The organism is Reichenbachiella carrageenanivorans (assembly GCF_025639805.1).
GTDB lineage: Bacteria > Bacteroidota > Bacteroidia > Cytophagales > Cyclobacteriaceae > Reichenbachiella > Reichenbachiella carrageenanivorans.
This window is the reverse complement of sequence record NZ_CP106735.1, coordinates 4,561,936-4,585,076: the sequence shown is the minus strand read 5'-3', so window position 1 is coordinate 4,585,076 and position 23,141 is coordinate 4,561,936. Positions and strand designations below refer to the sequence as shown.

General features: G+C 41.0%; 16 protein-coding genes. 13 read left to right on the top strand and 3 right to left on the bottom strand.

The features are described from left to right. Positions 1-70: 70 nt before the first annotated feature. Positions 71-784 (bottom strand): hypothetical protein, encoded by a 714-nt coding sequence (locus N7E81_RS18430; RefSeq protein ID WP_263051076.1) that lies wholly within the window; start codon positions 782-784, stop codon positions 71-73. Between the two features lie 92 nt (positions 785-876). On the opposite strand from N7E81_RS18430, the gene N7E81_RS18425 reads away from it, so the two are divergent. The 4 genes from N7E81_RS18425 (at position 877) to N7E81_RS18410 (ending at position 4,678) form a co-directional block, all read left to right on the top strand. Then, on the top strand, positions 877-1,533 hold the full coding sequence (locus tag N7E81_RS18425) for an NUDIX hydrolase (protein ID WP_263051075.1): 657 nt from the start codon (positions 877-879) through the stop codon (positions 1,531-1,533). After that, positions 1,530-2,780: a DUF819 family protein gene (locus tag N7E81_RS18420; RefSeq protein ID WP_263051074.1), complete on the top strand. Its 1,251-nt coding sequence runs from the start codon at positions 1,530-1,532 to the stop codon at positions 2,778-2,780. The genes N7E81_RS18425 and N7E81_RS18420 overlap by 4 nt, the downstream gene beginning before the upstream one ends. 108 nt (positions 2,781-2,888) lie before the next feature. Further along, complete coding sequence (locus N7E81_RS18415) at positions 2,889-3,917, top strand: zinc-binding dehydrogenase (RefSeq protein WP_263051073.1); 1,029 nt, start codon at positions 2,889-2,891, stop codon at positions 3,915-3,917. Further along, on the top strand, positions 3,914-4,678 hold the full coding sequence (locus N7E81_RS18410; protein ID WP_263051072.1) for a type III pantothenate kinase: 765 nt from the start codon (positions 3,914-3,916) through the stop codon (positions 4,676-4,678). Before N7E81_RS18415 ends, N7E81_RS18410 begins: the two co-directional genes overlap by 4 nt. Here the strand turns inward: N7E81_RS18410 and N7E81_RS18405 are convergent. Further along, positions 4,661-5,728, bottom strand: a complete 1,068-nt coding sequence (locus N7E81_RS18405; protein WP_263051071.1) for an AMP-binding protein — start codon at positions 5,726-5,728, stop codon at positions 4,661-4,663. The genes N7E81_RS18410 and N7E81_RS18405 overlap by 18 nt on opposite strands. Before the next feature lie 146 nt (positions 5,729-5,874). Between N7E81_RS18405 and N7E81_RS18400 the strand changes: the two genes are divergently transcribed. The 4 genes from N7E81_RS18400 (at position 5,875) to N7E81_RS18385 (ending at position 10,506) form a co-directional block, all read left to right on the top strand. Next, positions 5,875-6,423: an RNA polymerase sigma-70 factor gene (locus N7E81_RS18400; RefSeq protein WP_263051070.1), complete on the top strand. Its 549-nt coding sequence runs from the start codon at positions 5,875-5,877 to the stop codon at positions 6,421-6,423. A gap of 33 nt (positions 6,424-6,456) precedes the next feature. Further along, entirely contained in the window at positions 6,457-7,866 is a 1,410-nt protein-coding gene (locus N7E81_RS18395) for a carboxypeptidase-like regulatory domain-containing protein (RefSeq protein ID WP_263051069.1), read from the top strand. A 75-nt stretch (positions 7,867-7,941) separates the two neighbouring features. After that, positions 7,942-8,928, top strand: a complete 987-nt coding sequence (locus N7E81_RS18390) for a FecR family protein (protein WP_263051068.1) — start codon at positions 7,942-7,944, stop codon at positions 8,926-8,928. Between the two features lie 78 nt (positions 8,929-9,006). Continuing rightward, positions 9,007-10,506, top strand: a complete 1,500-nt coding sequence (locus N7E81_RS18385) for a NupC/NupG family nucleoside CNT transporter (protein ID WP_263051067.1) — start codon at positions 9,007-9,009, stop codon at positions 10,504-10,506. Positions 10,507-10,575: 69 nt separating this feature from the next. On the opposite strand, the gene pckA is transcribed toward N7E81_RS18385, so the two are convergent. Continuing rightward, positions 10,576-12,195 carry a phosphoenolpyruvate carboxykinase (ATP) gene (gene pckA / locus N7E81_RS18380; protein WP_263051066.1) on the bottom strand — a complete coding sequence of 540 codons (1,620 nt, stop codon included), beginning with the start codon at positions 12,193-12,195 and terminating at the stop codon, positions 10,576-10,578. Between the two features lie 473 nt (positions 12,196-12,668). Here pckA and N7E81_RS18375 point away from each other — a divergent pair, with 473 nt between their 5' ends. From N7E81_RS18375 to N7E81_RS18355, 5 genes are read left to right on the top strand one after another with little or no spacing between them, the layout of a single operon-like run. Further along, positions 12,669-15,866, top strand: a complete 3,198-nt coding sequence (locus N7E81_RS18375; protein WP_263051065.1) for a cyclic nucleotide-binding domain-containing protein — start codon at positions 12,669-12,671, stop codon at positions 15,864-15,866. Positions 15,867-15,890: 24 nt separating this feature from the next. Beyond that, positions 15,891-17,387 (top strand): hypothetical protein, encoded by a 1,497-nt coding sequence (locus tag N7E81_RS18370; RefSeq protein ID WP_263051064.1) that lies wholly within the window; start codon positions 15,891-15,893, stop codon positions 17,385-17,387. Beyond that, the gene (locus N7E81_RS18365; RefSeq protein WP_263051063.1) at positions 17,387-20,569 is read left to right on the top strand and encodes an nSTAND1 domain-containing NTPase; all 3,183 of its coding nucleotides are present in this window, start codon (positions 17,387-17,389) and stop codon (positions 20,567-20,569) included. Before N7E81_RS18370 ends, N7E81_RS18365 begins: the two co-directional genes overlap by 1 nt. Beyond that, positions 20,566-21,705, top strand: a complete 1,140-nt coding sequence (locus N7E81_RS18360) for a porin family protein (protein ID WP_263051062.1) — start codon at positions 20,566-20,568, stop codon at positions 21,703-21,705. The genes N7E81_RS18365 and N7E81_RS18360 overlap by 4 nt, the downstream gene beginning before the upstream one ends. Then, complete coding sequence (locus N7E81_RS18355; protein WP_263051061.1) at positions 21,698-23,026, top strand: hypothetical protein; 1,329 nt, start codon at positions 21,698-21,700, stop codon at positions 23,024-23,026. Before N7E81_RS18360 ends, N7E81_RS18355 begins: the two co-directional genes overlap by 8 nt. Positions 23,027-23,141: the final 115 nt, after the last annotated feature.

Below are 23,141 nucleotides of genomic sequence, written 5' to 3'. Positions count from 1 at the left end.
AAAATTCAGTCTCTGCCGCTATATGAGTTGATTTTTGATGCAGAAAATATAAAAGAAGTGTTGGGTTGATTTAAACCAATTCGGTTTCTGTATCAAATAACTTCATCAAACTGACCAAATGGGCAAACAATACTGCAGGTACGATAAAACCAGGTAGCCAAATAAATGGGAAGTGAAACACAGCCACATTGGGCTGATCAAAAGCAAATTGCTGAAAGGGTGAGGGAGCTGCTAGTAGAGCATGCCCTACGATATTGACGAGTAGTGCCAAGGTAATGCAGTTCCACAGGATGGCACCTATACGACTTTTGCTACGGAGGCTTACCATAAATATGGCTGCAAATGGCGCAGATACACCCGAAAGGATGTCGTAATTGATGCCTTCGAAAGTGAGTAATTTGGGAACCCACTGGTGGATGGCGAGCCACCAGAGCACAATCTCCACGGGTACTCGTACAATGTGCAGGTAAGTAAGTGTGGTAATAGGCATACGACGTACAAAATCTCGTGACCGCTTGATCGCAAGAATCAGAAAAATGCTAATCATTGGTGGAAGTAAAACAAACACAAACCTAGGGGGCATCGCTTCAAAAGCTAAGAAAAAATCATTGAGCGAAAGCGCAGCAATAAGAAACAACCAGACCATCATAAAAGTAGATACCGCAATGGCGTGGGTGTTACTTTTTTTTCTTTGGGCTAGTTTGATTCCGTAATAGAGGAACCCAAAAGTAGCAGCTACAGTGGCTAAGAATACGCCGCTGACGTAGGAGGGTAGATCACTCATAAGGTTTTTAATGATGTGGAACTAAGTTAATAATTATCTTGATATGTTTGTCAGTCCTCATTTGTTTTTTGAATTGGATAAATACCTGAAAATTGACTGATAATAACTACTGGAAAAATTTCACTCAAGCGCTTCAATTAGCCCTTCGGGCAGATCCAGCTGGTGTGGAGGCTCAAAAAGAGATGGCGCCATTGCCAGACATTTCTCAGCGATTTGATAGAGAAAGTGCCAAAAAAGCCCGACAGAGTGCGGTGATGATTCTGCTCTATCCTATCGACGGAAGAATCCAGTTTCCGCTGATTCTACGCCCCCAATACCCAGGTGTGCATAGCGGGCAAGTAGCTCTGCCTGGAGGCAAGTACGAGGAGTCTGATCGAGACCTTATTCATACGGCACTTCGCGAAATGCAGGAGGAGATTGGTGTGTCTATGGAAGACGTAAAAGTGCTAGGTCAGCTTTCTGAACTGTACGTGCCGCCGAGCAATTTCAATATTCTTCCTGTGGTAGGAGTCATCTCCCAAACACCTCAATTTATATTAGAAGAAAAGGAAGTGGAGGAATTGGTCGTTACAGACCTAGAGGTACTGAACGATCCATCCAAACGAAAACAAAAGCAAATGACTTTTTATAGTGGGGTCAAAGTGGACGTGCCCTACTTTGACATAAAGGACAAGATCGTATGGGGAGCTACGGCGATGATCCTTAGTGAGTTTGCAACAATTATTAACAACATAAATAATCAAAAATGAATGAATCTACAGCGCTAATTACTAATGATGCGGTAGTCTTTGGACTCTTAATGGTATTGCTTGGATTGGTATTCAAAACCAATGCCTCAACCCATCCTTTTTGGAAGAAATTTTACGCCATTTTTCCATCGGTATTGGTGTGTTATTTTCTCCCTTCGGTGTTCAATTCGCTGGGTATTATCGATGGCAATAGCTCTAAATTGTACTTTGTCGCTTCTAGATATATGCTACCAGCAGCATTGGTATTGCTTACACTTAGTACTGATTTTAAGGAAATAAGAAAACTGGGGTCTAAGGCTATCATTATGTTTTTGACTGGTACGGTAGGGATTGTGATTGGTGGCCCTATTGCGCTATTAGTTATCGGTTGGGTCGCACCAGATGTGATCGGAGCCACTAGTGATGAGGTCTGGCGAGGCATGACTACGGTAGCGGGCAGTTGGATCGGTGGTAGTGCTAATCAGGCTGCCATGAAAGAGGTCTTCGAAGTAGGGGATGTGATTTTCTCTAAGATGGTTACCGTAGACATCTTGGTGGCCAATGTATGGATGGCTATTTTGCTCATTGGCGCAGGGCAGTCCAAGAAGGTAGATGCTATTTTTAAAGCGGATTCGTCTGCGATCGATGAAGTCAAAAATCGTATAGAAACCTATAGTGCCAGTATCGCTAAAATGCCCACACTTTCTGATCTAATGATGATTTTAGCCATTGGTGCAGGCGCTACGGGTTTTGCTCATTTGCTCAGTGATATTATAGCCCCGTTTTTAGCTACCAACTATCCCGGGTTAGAAAAGTATAGCCTGACCAGTGGGTTTTTCTGGATTGTGGTGATTGCTACAGCCATTGGCTTGAGCCTTTCATTTACCAAATACAAAGACCTGGAAGGTGTAGGATCTACGCGTGTAGGGAGTGCTTTTATCTATATCATTATTGCTACTATTGGGATGCATATGGATGTGATGGCTATTTTCGAATCACCAGGCTTGTTCTTAGTGGGTATTATTTGGATGATGGTTCATGTGGTGCTACTCTTGGTAGTAGCCAAGTTGATTAAGGCCCCGTTCTTTTTTGTGGCGGTAGGCAGTCAGGCCAATGTAGGTGGAGCCGCTTCTGCGCCCGTAGTGGCAGCGGCATTTCATCCGTCGCTAGCGCCTGTGGGCGTACTTTTGGCTGTTTTGGGGTATACGCTGGGTACGTATGCTGCATACCTGTGTGGTGTCTTGCTACAGGTGGCTTCGGGCAATTAAAGCGTGGACTGGTATCAAGTTTGAATTTCTACTTTTTAGAAATTAATGTCATTCAAATATTTTAGCTTCATATAATTTTCCAATCTTTGATGCTTCAAATTAAGACTTATGGAAATGCAAAGACAGGCGTACCGAATTGATAAAGTGGGTTCTACTTCGAATCTGAAATTAGTAACTGAACCCTTGGATGATCCACAAGGACATGAGGTGCAAGTGGAGGTACATGCCATCGGGCTCAACTTTGCAGATGTCTTTGCTATTCATGGCCTATATAGTGCTACTCCCAAGGGGAGTTTTGTGCCTGGATTGGAGTTTTCAGGTGTTATTTCCAAAATAGGTAAAGACATTGCCAATTTTAAAGTTGGGGACCGAATCATGGGAGTTACCCGATTTGGCGGCTATGCTAGCCACCTCAATATCGATGATCGTCATATCGTGCCACTGGCTGACGATTGGTCGTTTGAAGAAGGTGCCTCCTACCTTGTGCAAGGTATGACGGCGTATTACGCTTTGGTATTTTTAGGCGGATTACAAAAACAACATAACGTACTCATTCATAGTGGTGCTGGCGGTGTAGGGATCATGGCCAATCGCATTGCCAAGTGCTATGATGCTTTCACTATAGGAACGATCGGGAGCAACAAAAAAATGAATGTGCTAGAAGCAGAAGGCTTCGACGGCAAAATTGTGAGAAGTAAGAATTTTGGACAAGATTTAGAAAAGGTACTCGATGGCCGAGAGCTGAATTTGATTGTAGAGACCATTGGAGGTGAGATTTTCAAGGCTGGTTATAATTTACTCGCTCCTCAGGGGAGAATGGTTGTAGTTGGCGCGTCTCAGTTTGCTTCTCCAGGCACTAAGCCTAATTATATCAAGCTGCTTTGGAAGTTTCTAACCAGACCTAAAATAGATCCACAACAGATGATCCAAGAAAATCGCTCGGTGATGGGGTTCAATCTGATCTGGCTGTATGAAAAAGTGGATGTGATGGATGACATCCTTCAAGAAATGAGTCAGCTTGATTTGGGTAAACCTATGGTTGGTCAAGTGTTTGATTTTGATCAAATACACGACGCCATCAAGCTCTTTCAGAGTGGAAAGTCTACAGGCAAAGTGGTGGTAAAAACTAAAGCATGATCATAGCGATAGATATAGGCAATACCGATGTGGTTATCGGATTTTATGAAAAGGAGGAGTGGAGGCATATCCTTCGGATGCCTAGCAACTTGGAGATGGATGCTTCTGAATATGAGAAGCGGTTGCGGGTATTTCTATTGGAGGAAGGTATAGAATTGTTTGAGATAGAAAAAGTGATTCTTGGTAGTGTGGTGCCAGACCTTACGCCAGTTATACTAGAAGTATTTGATCAGTTCAAGGAAGGGCAAATGGTCTTGGTAGACGGTGAGTTACTCCAAAAGTTGTCGCTTGGACGTATCAACCCATACGAGCTTGGTGCTGATCTGGCAGCGAATGCCGTAGGAGTTTTTACGATGTGTCAACAAAGTGCCATTGTGGTAGATTTTGGCACGGCTCTTACTTTTACCAGTGTTAATAATCAGGGAGAAATAGTAGGTGTAGCCATTGCACCAGGAGTGCAAACAGCGATGAAATCATTGTCGTCAAATACCGCTAAACTTCCCGAAATTCCTTTGAAAATTCCAGCCAAGGCTTTGGGTAATAATACCGTAGAAGCTATGCAGGCAGGGATAATGCAAGGCTATGTAGGGCTAGTACGGCATATGGTAGCTCAAGTCAAAGCAGAAATGGGAGGACAACCCAAAGTGATCGCTACGGGAGGGTTGTCTTTTATTTTTGAGCCGTTGCACGATCTTTTCGATGAGATGGATGTCAACCTAACCCTAGATGGGTTGCGCGCGATGCTATCCAAGTTGGCCTAGTTTCAACGCTTTTATCCGAGTTTCTTCTCTTTTTATTTTTCCAGAAGCAGTATGTTCGAAAGTGTCAACATTCACTGCTCGTTTGGGTGCGTGATGCTTAGAGAAAGCTTCAGTGACGACCTTTTGTATTTCTTCCAATTTCTCAATAGCCATGGGTGCCCCTTTAGTAATTAGAATACATTCATTTCCTAATTTTTCATTGGCTTGCCAACTAATAAAAAAATCACTTGAGAGTAGGTTGGCAATTTTTCTTTCAAGCTGTTCTGGATGGATTTTAATTCCCCCAGAGTTGATCACATGATCTCTTCGTCCAAGCCACCTAAAAGTACGACCAGTTATTTCAACAATATCATTAGTTTGGAGTGTATTATGATTAGTGACCGCGCCAGAGACTTTCAGGCATTGCTCGTCGTCTTGTCCGATCACTATGTTTGGTAAAAGGTGATAATAAGCCTGTGAGTATTTCCCTTTGACAGGCATTAGTGCAATGTGGCTCACTGTTTCAGTCATGCCGTAGGTAGCATATATGTTGGTGTTGAGCTGGGCAAGTGTACCAAAGGCGGCTGGAGTCAATGGAGCACCTCCAATCAGAACGTTCCGAATGTTTTCTAACTGGTGCAGGTTGTTATCAGCAATCATTTGATAGACCTGAAAAGGGACAAATGAAGCAAAATCAATTTGATTTTTTATAGCGGTCATGGGGTTGGCGCTTGGCTTTTCTAAAGCCAAATCCATATTCCAAATGAGGCATCGAGCTGCCATCATGAGTGAGGCGACAAACTGAGGATCTAGACAGCATAAGACCTGATCAGATTTTTTTAATTCTAAAAATTGTCCGGTAGCACGCGCACTTGCAACTATTTGTTCGCGATTTACATCAATGACTTTAGGGGAACTGGTAGATCCAGATGTTTGGAACTCATAGGAAGGTTTGCCCTGCTGCCAATCTTGAATAAAATCAAGCAATTTGGATGCTTCAGGATAGCGTTGTCGAAGATCATCGAGCGTGTCCAGTTGGTATTCAGACCCTTGAAAAACTATTTTCATCATGAGGCAGTAGTAAAGACTATTGTTAATTGCGTCAAAGATCAAAAAAAAACCATTACCAATCTTGATAATTTTATATCAGTATAGAATGTATTATGTTTGAAAATACAACATACATACGGACTTATCGGGTTTGGGAAAAAATCAGAATGTTAGATAATCAGGTCAACTTACTCGTCCAGAGGATTATTAATAAGGACAAATCGGCCTTTGAAATTGTTTTCAACGAATACTACAAAGCGCTTTGTAATTACGCTTATAGATTTGTAGATGAATACGAAGAAGCCGAAGAAATCGTCCAAGATGTGTTTGTGAAATTTTGGGAAAAATGTGACACTATTGCACAAGATTCCTCGCTCAAATCCTATCTCTATAGATCCGTTCATAATACTTGCCTCAATTACCTCAAACACCTTAAAGTACGAGACTCCTATAGGCAATTTGTCATCGAGCAAATGGCACATGTCGAAGATGACGAGTATGAAAAAGAGGGGGAGAAAAACCTGCAAGCCGAAATCTACAAAGCCATCGATGATTTGCCTCCTCAGTGCGGAAAAATATTTAAACTAAGTAGATTTGAGGGATTAAAGTATCAGGAGATCGCCGACCACATGGGGTTATCCATCAAAACCATAGAGGTGCAGATGGGCAAGGCCTTGCGTGTACTTCGCGAAAGCCTGAAGGAATTCAGACGATAGGACCCATAAATAATGATCAAACGCGTGGCAAATATGTACAGCTGTGTACTGCTATTGGTGGTTGGTATTTGTATGTGGTCGCAGCCAGCATTGGCACAAAAGAAGGTACTAGCCAAAAAACTTCAGATCGATCTTCGAGAAGTCACTATCGATAGTGCACTCAACTACATTAGCTACAAAACCAACGTCTTTTTTTCATACAGTTCTGACATTATCGATGAGCGTCAGCGGTTTACAATTGCCTATGATGATTCTAATTTGGAGCAAGTTCTACATCAATTGTTGCTCGGTACAGGGGTAGAATATACCATTATTAATGGGCAAATCATCCTGTTTAAAAGTGCTCAGCCAGCCATTACGCAATATTTTTTCGAGAAAGTAAACATACGAGGCAATGTACGAGACGCAGAGAGCAATGCGCCCATACCTGGTATCAATGTCTATGTGGCAGGTACGCTCAAGGGTAGCGCTACGGACATCAATGGTAATTTTGAACTTAAAGGGCTGACGCCAGGTCCATACGAAATTGTTTTTTCACATATCGTTTACAATTTGGCACACGCCACAGTAACGGTACAAGGAGACCAGCAGTATGTTCATATTCCAGTCAAACTGGAAGCAAAGACGACCCAGTTGGAGAATGTAGAGATTATCGCTGATAGCGAAGCACAGAAAAACTGGGATAGAGGACTGAAAGTGTTTGAAAAAGAGTTTTTTGGAAATACCCAGAATGCAGACAAGTGTTCGATTCTCAATGCGGAAGTATTAGACATCGATTATGATCGAGAATCGGGGGTGCTTAAAGCCACGGCCGAGTTGCCACTAATTATAGAAAATTTAGCTCTGGGCTACCGGATCAATTATATCTTGGAGTTTTTTGAACATACACCGACTGTGACACGGCTTTTGGGTATTTCTAACTTCGAAGAGCTCCCCGTCAGTAGCAATGTCGAACGAAAGCGCATCATCAAAAACAGAGAGAAGAGTTATCAAGGTTCGATGACGCATTTCTTGCGTTCATTGACCAATGATAAGTTGAAAAAAGAGGGCTTTGTAATCGACGAAGTAGACGAGCTGCCCAGCACGATCAATAACTCTTATTTCGAATTGCCAGCTAAGCTTCATGCCGGAAGAGATCAGTTTGCTTTTGACAATACCTTGAAGTTTAGCAAATACCTTTTGGTGATCTATACCAAAGAATATGAGAGTGCAGCGTATGTGTTTGATCAGCTACAGCTGGCCAATACGAATGTGGCTACATTCAATAACACGGTGGCTGCCACAGGGCGAAATGTCGGCCAAATGTCATTTATTAAATTAAACTTACCAGTGGTCACTATCAACTCGAAAGGCTTTTTTAACGAGCCATTGGCCGTTACAACATATGGATACTGGTCGTGGGAGCGTGTGGCAGAATACATGCCTTTTGAATATGAACCTTGATGTATAAATTTGTTGATGCTTGCGATAAGGGTTGTTTTTTTATGACTTGTTAACTAGGCGATATAAACCGTAAATATGGAAGAGCAGTTAGTGAAATATTTTTCTGGCAACCTTTCACCAGAAGAGGTGCGAAAAATTGAAACGTGGAGGAGAGAAAGTGATGAGAATGCTTCGGAGTTTTTGGAGTGTCATCGAGCTTGGAAGTTGGCACAAGTCCCAAAAGAAAATACAGGATCAGCACTGCGTGCTGTAATGAGTAAAATCGACGCCAAAGAGGAAACTGTAAATAGGGCTCAGCACAAGTCGTTTTTGGTCTATTTAAAATATGCAGCTATTGCAGTGTTTGCTATTGGAGTAGCCTTTGGGGCTATCGCTTTGGTAGGAGGGCAGCCTGATCAGGAAACGGTTGTAGCCAAAGAAAACCTGGAAATTATAGCATTGCCAGACGGTTCGGTCGTAACATTGAGTAGTCATGCTACTTTGACTTACGCGTCTGCTTTTGATGATAAGACTAGACAGGTGACCCTTTCGGGTAAGGCTTTTTTTGATATTAAGAGAGATGAATCAAGGCCATTTATTGTAGAGACAGATCAGTCTAAGATCGAAGTGTTGGGTACTTCGTTTTTAGTGAATACTGCAGGTGTTAATGCCAGTACTGAAGTGGTAGTAAAGACCGGAAGGGTGGCTGTGAGCAAGCGAGAAAGAGGGGAACGGAATGCTGTAGAGTTGGTCGCAGGTGAAGTAGGAAGATTGAGAGCAGAGGCTCCTGTATTCGAAAAGTCAAACCTAGAGGACCTTAATTATTTAGCATGGAAAACCAAATTGATGGAGTTTAGAAAGGTGAATTTAAAATCGGTAATCACCACAATCAGTGATGTGTATCAGGTGAAAATCACAGTGTCTGATGAAAATATTTACAATTGTTTGATGTCTGCAAAATTTGATCAGCAACCAGTTGAAGCAGTATTGGAAATCTTGAGTAGGACATTTGATATGCAGTTGTCGAAAGTAGCTGAAAACGAATATCATTTGTCAGGCAAAGGGTGTATTGTGCTTCATTAGAATTAATATTAAATAAGCCTTATAAATTATTATATTGCAATTCCAGTCATGCTCGGCTGGAATTTTTTTGTGCCCAAGATGAAGAGAACCCTTAGATTACTTTGTTTGTTATTTTGCTTGTTTGGAAGTGTACAAGCGCAATCGGAAACGACTCCAGAACCTGTCTCAATAGTCGTAGATTCAGTGGAGATAAGTGCTGCTTCGGACGCAGCGTTAAGTTCTGCAGAGACTACTTCAAAAGCCGCAAAGTCTAATTTGCTCTCATCCGACGGAGATCAAGGTTCATCTGCTAGCGTCTGGACAGTTGCCCGTGGACTGCTGGGCATGGCGGTGCTTGTTTTTATAGCTTGGGTGTTCAGTTCAGATCGAAAAGCCATCTCATGGAAAGTGGTAGGTATAGGTCTTTTTATTCAGCTGACACTTGCTTTGTCTATCCTGCATGTACCATTTGTACGAGCACTTTTCGAAGTGGTAGGCCGTATTTTTACCAAAATCCTTGATTTTACAAAAGTAGGGAGTGAATTTCTTTTCCGAGGCTTTATGGACATCGATACCTATGGATTCATATTTGCGCTTCAGATTTTGCCTACCGTTATTTTCTTTTCGGCCATCACCAGTGTACTATTTTATTTAGGGATTATTCAGAAGGTCGTTTACGCCTTGGCTTGGCTGATGACCAAAGCGATGAAGCTGAGTGGGGCGGAGAGTTTGAGCGTAGCAGGCAATATATTTTTGGGGCAGACGGAAGCGCCTTTGATGATCAAAGCCTATCTCGACAAAATGAATAAGTCTGAAATGTTGCTTGTGATGACAGGTGGAATGGCAACTGTAGCTGGTGGAGTTTTGGCAGCTTATATTGGTTTTTTAGGAGGCGACGATCCTGTGCAGCGATTGATTTTTGCAAAACATCTGTTGGCTGCGTCTATCATGGCTGCGCCAGGCGCGGTAGTGATTTCCAAAGTATTGATTCCACAAACAGAAGATATAGAGCAAAAAGTAGAAGTCACAGACTTGAATGTAGGGAGCAATTTGCTCGATGCCTTGTCTAATGGCACGACCGAAGGACTCAAACTGGCCTTGAATATAGGAGCGATGCTTTTGGTGTTTTTTGCTTTTTTGGCCATGATTAATTTTGGTTTGGGTAAAATAGGTGCACTAGTAGGGCTTAATGAAGTAATAGCCTCTTTTACTCATGGTCATTATACGGTATTGAGTTTTGAATTTATATTGGGATATACGTTTGCGCCAGTCATGTGGCTCATAGGTGTGGCAGCAGAAGATGTGACTCTCGTAGGAAGTCTACTAGGTGAGAAGTTGATCGCTAGTGAATTTGTAGGATACGAAAGTCTCGCTAGACTTAAGGGTGAGGGTGCATTTGCAAGTTCTCGCTCTATTATTATGTCCACTTATATGCTTTGTGGTTTTGCCAATTTTGCTTCTATAGGAATTCAAATAGGAGGCATAGGAGGACTGGCACCTACTCAGAGAGTTTTACTGTCTCAGTTAGGTTTACGGGCATTGTTGGGGGGTACTTTAGCGTCATTGATGTCTGCGACTATCGTAGGCATGCTGATCTAATAAGGGTGCAAAAAAAAAGCCCAACCAAAATGTGGGAGGGCTTAGAATACTTAATTTTTACTTTCAGGGTCAATCATATTTCGGATTGGGTATTGGCTGACCAGCCATGATCTCCTCGTTTGCAAAGTCACTATACTTCTTGAAGTTTTCTACAAACTGTCTGGCTAGTTCATTTGCTTTTTTGTAATACCCTTGATCATTTTTCCAAGTTTCTCTTGGACTCAATACCTCAGAAGGTACTTCTGGACACGTCAATGGAATTTGTATGCCAAATATAGAATGTGTTCTAAAGCCTACATTGTCCAATGTACCATTGAGAGCGGCCGTAATCATAGCACGAGTGTACTTTAGTTTCATTCTAGAGCCTACGCCATAAGGTCCACCAGTCCATCCAGTATTAATTAGCCATACATTTACTTCGGATTTTTCCATTTTTTCGCCTAGCATTTCCGCATACTTAGTCGGGTGAAGAGGAAGAAACGGTGAGCCGAAACAAGCACTGAATACAGTCTGGGGTTCTGTAATTCCTGCTTCTGTACCAGCTACTTTGGCGGTGTAACCTGATATGAAATGATACATTGCCTGCCCCTTGGTCATTTTAGAAATTGGAGGAATCACCCCAAATGCATCACATGTAAGGAAGAAAATGTTTTTTGGGGTGCCTCCGATAGAAGGCACCACAGCATTAGAAATGTGATTGATCGGGTAGGCAGTTCTTGTGTTTTCTGTGACCGATACATTAGCATAGTCTACGGTTGTTGTGCCTTCTTGAAACCTTGTGTTTTCTACGATAGCGCCAAATTTGATGGCGTCGTATATTTCTGGTTCTTTTTCTCTGGTTAGGTCAATGACCTTTGCATAACATCCGCCTTCAAAGTTGAATACGTTGTCTGCTGTCCAGCCATGTTCGTCGTCACCGATCAAGCCTCTGTTTGGATCGGCCGATAAAGTTGTTTTGCCTGTGCCAGATAGCCCAAAGAAAATGGCTGTATCGTGATTTTTTTTACCAATGTTGGCAGAGCAATGCATCGATAGGACACCTTCTTCTTGAGGGAGAATGTAGTTCAATACAGAGAATATGCCTTTTTTCATTTCTCCTGCGTAGGCAGTTCCGCCGATCAAGATGACCCGTTTGGTCAGATTGATGATGGCAAAGTTGCTTTGTCTGGTGCCATCCACTTCGGGATCAGCTTCAAATTCTGGCGCACAGATAATAGTGAAATTTGGGTCAAACTCTTTCAACTTATACTGCTCTGGCCTGAGGAACATATTGTTGCAAAATAGGTTTTGCCAAGCGAGTGTATTGATCACCCTCAAGTTGAGTCTATACGTCTTATCAGCTCCCGCATAAGCGTCTCTAATGTAAAGATCCTTGTTTTCAAGAAAAGCGAGCATTTTTTGATGCAGTTTGTCAAATTGCTCTTCTGAGAAAGGGATGTTTACATTGCCCCACCATACCGTATTTTCGGTTTTGGCGTCTTTTACAATGAAGCGATCTTTGGGTGACCTACCAGTGAACTTGCCAGTGTCGCACATCAAAGCACCTGTATCTGTGATACGTCCTTCGCTGTTTTTGATGGCTTCTTCTACGAGCTCTGCTGGGGTAAGATTCCAATAAACGTTTTTGGCATTTTTAATGCCAGAAGTTTCGATACCATTGGTCGTAGGTATCAATCCGTATTGATGCATGTTTAATCAGTTTTGGGGTTAACTATATACATGCGAAATTAAGCGATTTCTAAATGCCAAAAAAATGAAAGTAACAAGAGAGCTTTCCGACGGAAAATGCAAATTAAAAATAGGATAATAGAAGGGAAAAATTGAATGTATCGTAGGATAGGTAAAAATACCTATTGAATAGGAGATTTCTTTTACGGCATACACTTAAAACTCCTTGCATAGTACGGTTTATTTTAATTATGTTTGATTTTTAATTAGTAGCTCGGGATCAAGGAAGGGTTTTTACAGAGGCGAATGAGTACCTTGTTAAAACTTAAAAAAATAAAGTTTGGTAGTAGTCAATTCTTGGAAAAGTCTAATTTTCTTTGGATTAAGCTAGTATTCAAATTAATTTAAAAAATTAAATAAACTTAAACGAACTCGGAACTTTGCTACAATCATTTCTAGCGTTTCTTGGAGGCGAGCCTGGGGAAGAAAAGCCAATGCTCCTACTATTAGGGCAGGGATTCTTCATGGGAGTACTTATTGCTACTTATACGGTCGGAGCAGAGACTTTGTTTGTATCTACCGTGGGAGAACATTACTTGGCTAGAGCTATTTTCCTTTCTGGGGTAATGGGAATTATCAGTGCGGGTGCGTATGTTCAGTTTCAAAAGAAAATTAATTTCTCCACCTTACTCCTAACGATAACCTTTCTTGTCTTTTTATTCATTGCAGGTATTCGAGGAGCGTTTTGGTATACAGATTATCAAACAGAGCATTTAGGGTTTCATTATTTGCCCTTCATTTTATTTGTGATGATGGGACCTGTGATTTCAATTACAGTGCTTTCTTTTTGGGGAGTATTTGGTCGGATATGGGATTTGAAGCAAGCCAAAAGAATTATTGGAGGAATCGATACAGGGCAGCTAGTGGCTACGATGATTGCTTTTTTCTCCATTCCACTGCTGTCAGCTATCAATATTATCAATGAAACACATGATTTACTACTGTTATCTACGATAGCAGCTTTTGGTATCATGGTGTTTGCACTTATCATCGTAAAAAATTTCAACCTCGACTCTGCTACTAAAATAAGACCCTCAGATGCTAGGGTTCGGAAAATCACTTACTTAGACTTGTTCAAGGATAAGTATTTGAGAATGCTTTGCGTATTTATGGTGTTTTCGATGGCCTCTGCTGTATTTGCCAACTTCGTTTATCTATCAGCGACTGAGATTATGTATCCAGATGAGAAAGAGCTAAGAACTTTCTTGTCGTTTACGAACGGTACGGTGATGGTACTTAGTTTCTTTATTCAGAGTTTCATTAATGATATCATTATTGGTAAGTATGGCTTGAGAGTATCTCTTATGGTCATGCCATTGGTGTTGGCTCTATTTACTTTGGGTGCGATTTTTTCGGGGCATTTATTTGTGTATGACATTAAGACGGATGATTTCTTATTCTTCTTTATTTTTCTTGTTGTAGGTAAGGTATTTACCTCTTCGTTGAAAGACGCTCTTGAAAATCCTGCTTTTAAACTATTTTTCCTTCCATTCGATGTTAAAATACGTTTTGATATTCAATCTAGAATCGAAGGTGTAGTAAACGAAATAGCCGTATTGGTAGCAGGAGCCTTGCAGATTGCATTAGGTACATTGACCTTTTTTAAGCTGATTCACTATGCCTATTTTATAGTGGTATTGGCAGCGTTGATTATGTTTTACGCAGGTAAATTATTTAATGAATATAAGATTCAGCTCAAAAAAACACTAGAAGATCAGAAAAACAAACTGAAGGGGTCTGGCACCAGAAACGATCACAATACAGTGAATGTGATCAAAAATGAACTGAGAAAAAGAAATCCAGTATTGGTGCTAAATGCTTTGAAACTATTGGAACGAATGGAGCCTATCATGCTCGATTTTTCCTTGTTGGATTTTATACGATCAGAGCACAAGCATATCAGAATTTATGCCTATCAAAGATTGGGGTATTTAAAGAGCTTCAATACCTTAGAAATTCTTGCCAGAGAAATAAGGAAAGAAGAAGATGATGATGTAAAACGCATTGGAATAGAGACCATTAAGGCTTTGAAAGAAATGGTGGATTATGAACTCACAGAAGTAGGGATCAAGAAACTGGTTCGTTCTACAGATACTGAGGATAGAGTCTATGCTGCTCGCGTTTTAGCAAAATTAGAAGATGATAAGTTTGTTCCTTTTTTGGTGGAGCTGCTTCGCGACATTAACCCACAGGTAAGACAAGCTGCCATGGTGAGTGCAGGTAAATTGAAACGACCTGAATTTTGGTCTATTCTAATCGAAAACTTACACTTGCCTACTTATAGTAATACGGCAGACTCAGCCTTGATTTCGTCTGGAGAAACCATGTTTCATGCTATTGATTCTGCTTTTTATAAGACGGGACAAGAGGTGGACACAATGATCCGTATCATGCAGATTTTTGGTAAAGTGGGAGGGCGACAAGCCACTGAGATGCTTTGGAAAAAAATCGATTTCCCTGACAAAAACATCATCTCAGAACTATTACTTTCTTTGAGTTATATCGGGTTTGAAGCAAAGGATTTTCATGCAGCTAGAATCAAACTGGCTATTGAAAGTACGATTAGTGATTTGACTTGGAATATAAAAGCGCTGTTAGAAATACCTAGAGATGACTTTTTTGACCGTTTGATCGTGCAAGCCTTCGAGGAAGAGAATAAGAAAAATCACGAGCATTTGTTTATGCTCATGTCGATGATATATGACGCTCAAAGTATCAAACTCGTTCGAGACAACATTGAAGTAGGGACTACAGATAGTGTGTCTTTTGGTATAGAAATGCTTGGAATTTTTGTGGATGAGATTCTAAGACCGAAACTAACGGCAGTATTAGATGATGATGAGCCAAAGGCTAAGTTGGATAAACTGCATGATTTTTATCCTCCAGAGAGTTTTGAAGACTATTCAGATCTTTTACTGCAGATTGTAAATAGAGATTACAACAACATCAATAAATGGACGAAATGTTTGGCGATGTATAAGCTGACATTGATAAGAGGTCAAAAAGTGACAAATGACTTGATTGCTAATTTGTTCAACCCAGACGAGACAATGGTTCAGACCGCAGCTGCCGTGTTGTACAAACTTGATTCAGATCAATATCAGTATCACACCAAAAGGCTAAAGAGTACAACTAAGAAAAAGCTAGACAAGGCTATTGTACCAGCAGTTTTCAAGAATAAAGACGAAAAATACCACCAGAAACTGTTGGTTATAGAAAGAGCTGTTTTGTTGAAACAAATCCCATCTTTCATGGATATACCAGGAGTGATCTTGCTTGATCTTGCGAAGAGGTTTGATGAAATCATGGTTGAACCAAACGTGACGATCATGGAGCAAGGGGATTCGGGAGATGCACCAATATATATCGTCATCAGCGGTCAGCTGACCATGACATTCGAAAATGGGGATGTTAAAAAATTAGAAGAAAGAAACATAGTAGGCCATAAACTCTTGTTGTCATCTGATGTGTGTACATATTCATTGGTCACTGATACGGAGTGTTTGTTACTTACTATTGAAAAAGGAGAACTCTATGATGCAGTCTCTAAAAACATTGAAATGGTAGATGGAATATTAACCATCATCAATGAAGCGGAAATTGAGGAAGAGGTTGAATCTATATTCCATTAAACCAGCTACTAAATAATTGAGCGAATGAATATCGAACAGGAAATATTGCTTGCCTATCATACTGCAGATGATCAGCCAATTGGAGGAGGATCTAGCAAAGGTTGGGTGACTAACTTTTATAAGTTTCTGTCTACGCTATTGGAGCAGGTGTCGGGAGAGAAGCCAAATATTCGTATGGTTTCTGAAAACGATAGCCATGTAGATCTATATGCTTCTAGTGGCGTTTTGGTGGCGATTCTTTCAAAAGAATTTTTGAATAACCCGACACTTACTAATGGGGTGAATTTGTTTGCCACGAGCGCCAAAGAAAGCCAGAGCCTGTCATTAGCTGGGCTCTCTAGATTATTCAAAGTCATTAAGTTTCCTATTGATGTAGATGAATTTTTACCAGAGTATTCGGATATCCTTTCGTATGATTTCTTCCATATAGACCCGCTTTCTGGCGAACCACAAGAGTTTAAAAGATTTTTCGGGAACGAAGCAGAGAGAAGTTATTGGATGAAAATGGTAGATATGTCTTATGATATTTATCAGATTCAGACCAAATTGGTGGAAATAGGAACCAAAAAGAAAGATCAAAAAGAAGTAGGAAAAGATAAGACGATCTACTTGGCCAATTCTGGTGTAGATATGATCATTCAAAGAGATACAGTAAAACGAGAATTGATTCGTCACGGTTATCGTGTGTTACCAGATCAGTCTTTGCCAAAAGATGTCCATGCACTAGAACCCATCATTCGTCAAGACTTAGAGCGCTGCTGTTTATCTATACACCTGATAGGAGAGGATTATGGCTATAAACCTACAGGTTCAGATTTGTCTGTGGTGGATATTCAAAACCAAATTGCTTCAAAGCATACCAGAGACATCCATGATTATAATTTGAAGAATGACGGAAGCGAGAAGTTTAGCCGTTTGATCTGGCTTTCACCAGATCTGAAAAATGTAAGTGAGCGACAGAAAATATTTATTGAAGACTTGAAGAGTGATGCAGCTACGCTCGACGAAGCAGAAGTGCTACAGATTCCACTGCAGGAGTTAAAGTCTATTATTAGAGAAGAATTAGTGACAGGCGGTCGATTTAAGGCCAAAAAAGTAGAAGAAGACAATCAATTACCAGAAGACGGTAATCTGGTTTATCTGATATGCGATCAATTAGATGCCGAATCGGTGAAGCCAGTCATGGATTGTTTGAAAGAGAGAGGTTTTGGGGTAGTTACCTCCATGTTTGAAGGTGATTTGATGGATTTGAGATATCTCCACCAAGAAAACCTGAGAAGATGTGATGCCTCATTGATCTATTTTGGGAAATCATCTCCAGAGTGGATACGAACCAAAATGCAAGATTTGCTAAAGGCGCCAGGCTTTGGGAGAACCAAGCCGATGAAAGCAACAGCAATCTTTACTGAAGATAAAGATAAGGTGAGTAATCTGGTCAATCATTCGGGTACCATGGTGCTTGGCGATGGCCAATTCGAACAGAAGAAAATCGAACCCTTTTTAGCTAAACTACAAGACTAATGAGCGAAAAAGAATTACATATCGGACAAGAGCAACAAGCTGATATATCTCAGTTTGTTGATCCATTTCCGGGGCTAAGGCCTTTTGGAATAGAGGAAAGTCATCTATTCTTTGGCCGCGAAGGCCAAAGTGACGAAGTACTCATGAAGCTCGCTGAAAATAAGTTTGTGGGTATACTGGGGGCATCAGGTAGTGGTAAGTCTTCTCTGATGTATTGTGGTTTGATTCCCACACTCTATGGAGGATTCATGACGCAAGCTGGTTCTAACTGGCGGATTGTGGTGACTCGACCAGGAGGTGGACCGATAGATAATTTAGCGGAAGCATTACTGAGTAAAGACCAAATCTATAATGAGTTAGACGACGAAGAACAGCTCATTCGTAAAACGATCACCTCTACAGTACTTCGAAGTAGTTCGCTCGGTTTGATCGAAGCGGTAAAGCAGCTCAAATCTTCTGACCAAGAGAATGTGTTGATTCTTGTGGATCAGTTTGAAGAGCTTTTTAGATATAAAAAATTAGAAACCCTATCATCAGATCTGGATGAATCTTCTGCATTTGTCAATCTCTTACTAGAAGCTGTTCATCAATATGATGCACCAATTTATGTAGCGCTTACCATGCGTTCTGACTTTATTGGTGATTGTGCAGCTTTCCCAGACCTGACACAGATGATCAACGATAGTCACTATTTGATTCCTCAAATGACGCGTGATCAGAAGCGATTGGCAATAGAAGGACCTGTAGCAGTAGGAGGAGGTAAAATTGCTCCACGTCTCACACAGCAGCTGCTCAATGATGTAGGAGACAATCCCGATCAATTACCTATTCTACAGCACGCATTGATGCGTACTTGGCAGTTTTGGAAAGAATATAGAAGAGAAGGCGAACCGATGGACCTTAAGCATTACAATGCAATAGGTACACTCCGAGAAGCACTTTCCCAGCATGCAAACGAAGCTTTTGATTCACTATCGAAAAGAGAACAGCAAATTTGTGAGTCAATGTTTAAGGCATTGACAGAAAGAGGTACAGAAACCTCTGGAATTAGACGCCCAACTAAACTGGCGACTATAGCAGCTATCTCAGGTGTAAATGAAGAAGAAGTAACGCGTGTCGTAGATAAATTTAGAGAGCCAGGAAGAACTTTGCTCATGCCACCACATGGGGTGAAAATTGATTCGGAAACGGTAGTAGATATTTCTCACGAAAGTTTGATGAGAATCTGGACAAGGCTCAAGTCTTGGCTCGATGAAGAATCACGTTCAGCAGAAATGTATTTGAAATTAGCAGAATCTGCCGAGAGATTTCAGTTAGGACGTGCTGGCTTATGGAAGATGCCAGATCTGCAGCTTGCACTGAACTGGCAAGAAGAGAATAAGCCCACGCTTGTATGGGGGCAGCGATATGACCCTGCATTTGAACGTACATTAGTATTTCTCGAAACAAGTAAGAAAGCCTACGAAACCGAACAACGAAACAAAGAATTACTCCAAAAACGTGCACTACAGCGTTCTAGGATCGTTGCGATTGTCTTGGCCTTTGCCATGTTGGTAAGTATATTCTTTGTGGTTTTATCCCAGATCAAAGCGGATGAAGCAGATAAGAAAACGATCGAGGCAGAGATCAACTTGAGACAGGCTGAGGAAAATGCAGCTAAAGCAAAAGAAGAAGAGCAAAAAGCGGTAGAAGCTGCTGCAAAAGCGAGAATAGAAGAGCGCAAAGCAAACGAAGCCCGGGCAGATGCAGAAAAAGCCCTGCAACAAGCCGAGATAGAAAAGCAACGAGCCGATGTACAGAGGCAGCGAGCACTATTGGCACAAGCCGAAGCGCAAGCCAATCAGAAGAAGGCCGAAGAAGCGGCCGAACAAGCGCGTATAGCACAAGCTGAGGCAGTAGAAAGTGCCGAGCAAGCAAGGTTGGCAGAAGCGGCAGCTTTGAAACTGAGATATCAGGCTATTGCCAATTCGATGGCGATCAAGTCTAAAGGGATTGACGACGATGTAGAGCAAAAAGCTTTGATCGCACGTCAAGCTTGGAAGTTTGATAAAGAATATGGCGTGAAAGAATACAATGCGGATGTGTATTCTGGGGTGTATTATGCTTATAGAGATCTATTATTTACAGACTCCACAGACATTTTCAATCAGTACAAAGGCCATATTACAGGCAATGCCGTACGTTCAGTTCGTTTTGCCGCTGATGGTAAGAGTATGTTCTCTGCTGGTAGTGATGGTAAATTGCTTTCTTGGGACATGACTAATGACCGTAAAAAGAGCAAAGTGTTGATAGACAACAACTTTGTGAATAGAGTGGTTGACTTGAGTCCAGAAGAAAGATGGTTGGCAGTAGGTAGTGACGATGACAGAATCCTATTGTATGACCTTAAAAATAGTGGACAAGAGCCTAAAGAATTGACTGGTCATTCGGGGACAGTGTTTGATTTGGTATTCTTAAAAGGAGACGAAGGGTTTATCTCTTCTTCTGGAGACAAAGTCATTCGCAAGAACGACTATAAAACCAGTACAGAAATAGCCAGAGTAGCTTCTCGTGTCAAAGCATTGGCGTTAAGCCCTGATGGTAGATTCTTAGCAGGAGGTAGCGAATCAGGTAGCGTGTATCTATGGGATTTGGAAAACAACTACGAAGAAAAGTCATTATATATCAAAGGAGGCTCTGCCGTTCATGCAATCTCATTCAACCGAGATGGTAAAATCCTAGCTATTGGTGATGATGAAGGGGATGTGATCCTATGGGATCTGCAAGAAAGTAAGCAAATCAGAAGGCTTACTGGACATGATGCTAAGGTGACTGACCTAGAATTTAGTAAAGACAATACTTTATTGGCTTCCACAAGTTTTGATGGAACAGCTCGTATTTGGGTAATGGAATTCTTGAATGACCTACCGATCGTCTTGGATGATCATGGTACAGGTAGGGGAAGTAAAAAATGGGTGTGGTCAGCAGCATTTTCTCCTGATGGTCAAACGCTGATGACAGGTGCTGGCGATGGTGTGATCCGCTATTGGCCTACACATCCAGACGAGATGGCACTGGAAATCTGCGGTAATCCTAAAATAGAGCATAATTTGAGTGTAAACTCTTGGAATGCATATGTAGGAGAGGACATCGATTATAAAGAGACCTGTGAAGGCAAACCAAAACGAGAGGATAATCAATGATGAATAGATTAAAATCGACAGTTTTCATTTTTGGAATTTTGATGTGTTGGAGTGGTACAGAAGTGCTTGCTCAAGATCGTCAGTTGAATTGTACCCAAAAATTGAATCAAGCAGAAGATATGTTTGATGCGGGAAATCTGAGCGAAATTCCAGATTTATTAAATAGTAGTAGAGGCAAATGTTTCGGTAAAAATGGGTTCTCTAAAGAGGAAAAAATTCGAGCTTATCGATTATTAGCCTTGGTGCATTTATTTAATGATAATGGACCAGAGGCAGAAGATGCAGTGATCAATTTACTCATTGCAGATCCAGAGCACCCATTGAGCCCAGATGACCCTATAGAACTCAAATACTTGTTTGATAAGTATCGATCAGACCCTATTTTCAGAATAGGGATTAAAGCTGGTGCCAATCAGACCTATGTAAAGTCGATCGGAGAGTATGGTTCGTACTCCAACATAAACGAAGTCTCCAAGGAGTTTAAGCCAGGAGTGGGACTGCAAGCAGAATTGACCTTTGAGTATACTTTGATCGATAATTTGGAAATAATAAGTGGAATCGGGTGGGGACTCAATAGCTATGAAATCAGCTACAATAGCATCACCTCATTAGGCGAAGAATATCCTACTTCGACTGATTTTAAGGTCACGCTCACTGAAACCCAAAATCAACTTAAAGCACCGTTGATTTTGAGGTATGGATATCCTATTAAGAATATAATGCCTTATGTGACTGCGGGTTTGTCTGTAGATTATTTGTTAGTGAGCAAGATTAGCGGTAGTCGATCAGGAACCGCCACAAGACAACTGACTAGTTTGTCTTTGTTGGAGGATGATATGAGAAAAAAACTGAACTGGTCATACTTTGGAGGGATGGGGATGAAACTCAAAACCAAAACAAATTTTGTATTGATAGAAGCTCGCTACAATATGGGAGGGTCTAATACAGTTCGAACCAAATATCGATATAACAACGAGAAGTTGCTTTTTGATATGGCTCACGTCGACGATGATAAGATTTTGAATAATCTGAGTTTGTCTGTGGGGTATATCTGGTCTATTTATAAGCCTAAAAAGTATTCGAATAAGAAGCTGGAGAAGCTTTCAGGGAAAAAGAAACGAAAATTAGATGAATAGAAAATTTTACTTACCTATTCTTTGTGTAATATCTGGGGTATGGCTGTTAGGCTGTATGAGTGAGGATTCACATAGCTTGGATCCTTCAGAGGTATTCATTAAATACTACGGATCTGAATCCGAAGAGCAGGTGATCGATATGTTACCACTCTCCGATGGGTTCCTGCTTTTAGGCTCTAGGACAGATGTAGACAATGCCGACTATTATTTAGTAAGAACTGACTCTGCTGGCAATCGCTTGTGGGAAGGAGTGATCAATCATGATACGGTGGGTAGCGTTGATATACCATCTAAGATGTATCTCGATGAGAGTAATGCCGCTGACCCTCGATTATACATTGCAGGTACTTCTTCATTCGATCGAGCAGATGATAATCTTGACAAAGTACCCGTAGATCATTTGTTTTTAGCTAGTCTATCTATATCACCTACAGGTTACTCGGTTATAGATACATTAGTTTATCGCTATAGCGAAGTCTTATCAGGCGTTACCACTTATTATCCTACCAATGGAGTAGATATTTTGGGAGTAGAGGGAGAAGAAGAATTGTTGGTGCTGGCTACTGTATCTTCTGGTTCAAATGATCCTACTTTGGATGACAAAAGTATACTACTCATGCGATTGTCTAGCGATTTTCAAAATAAGGATTGGGAGCGAAAAACGGGGTTTGGTAATGATGAAATTGGAAAAAGCCTATTGAATGCCAATGGGAGATATTACTATATGGCTGCTGTGACCACATCTTCGGGAGTTGGCAATGGGGGAGTAGATGTTTTGATTTCTGAGTTTGACGTAGTCAGTGGAAATGAAGATAATCAGATGGACTATGGTACAGCTGATAATGATGAACCTGCCAATATTATTTTTACTAACCCTGGTATTGCCGTTGTAGGTACTACGGGATCAGGCTCTTCTCAATATGCTTTTATACTACGAGTAGATTCCAATTTAGGAAGTGCACAGTTGAGGACACTTTCTTATCCTAAAAACAGTTCGGGCGATTTGTGGAATACACAAGGCTATGATTTGGTTCAAAAAACGAATGGTGAATTCTTCGTGGTAGGAAAAGTACTCTCATTTACAGACGAAAACAACGATCCTAGAGAGGATGAAATCTTGCTGCTGCCTACCGACGGAATAGGTGAAGTTTATGAATCTAAGGTGCAAGAATATGGCAGCGTACAGAATGATGTAGGCAATGCGATACTTTTGAAAGAGGATGGTAGTATGGTGATTGGTGCTACAGTACATTTTGGAGGAAGTGCCACCATGATGTCACTGATGAAGACGAATCGTAAAGGTGAGTTTCTAAGAAACTAAAAATATAACTATTCAGAGGCTTAAATAATTTCTTTGAATAACATTTGGTAAGTAACTATATTGATTTTGAATTTGGGTAAAATGGGCGTGAATTATTTCATTAATACTATTGCAA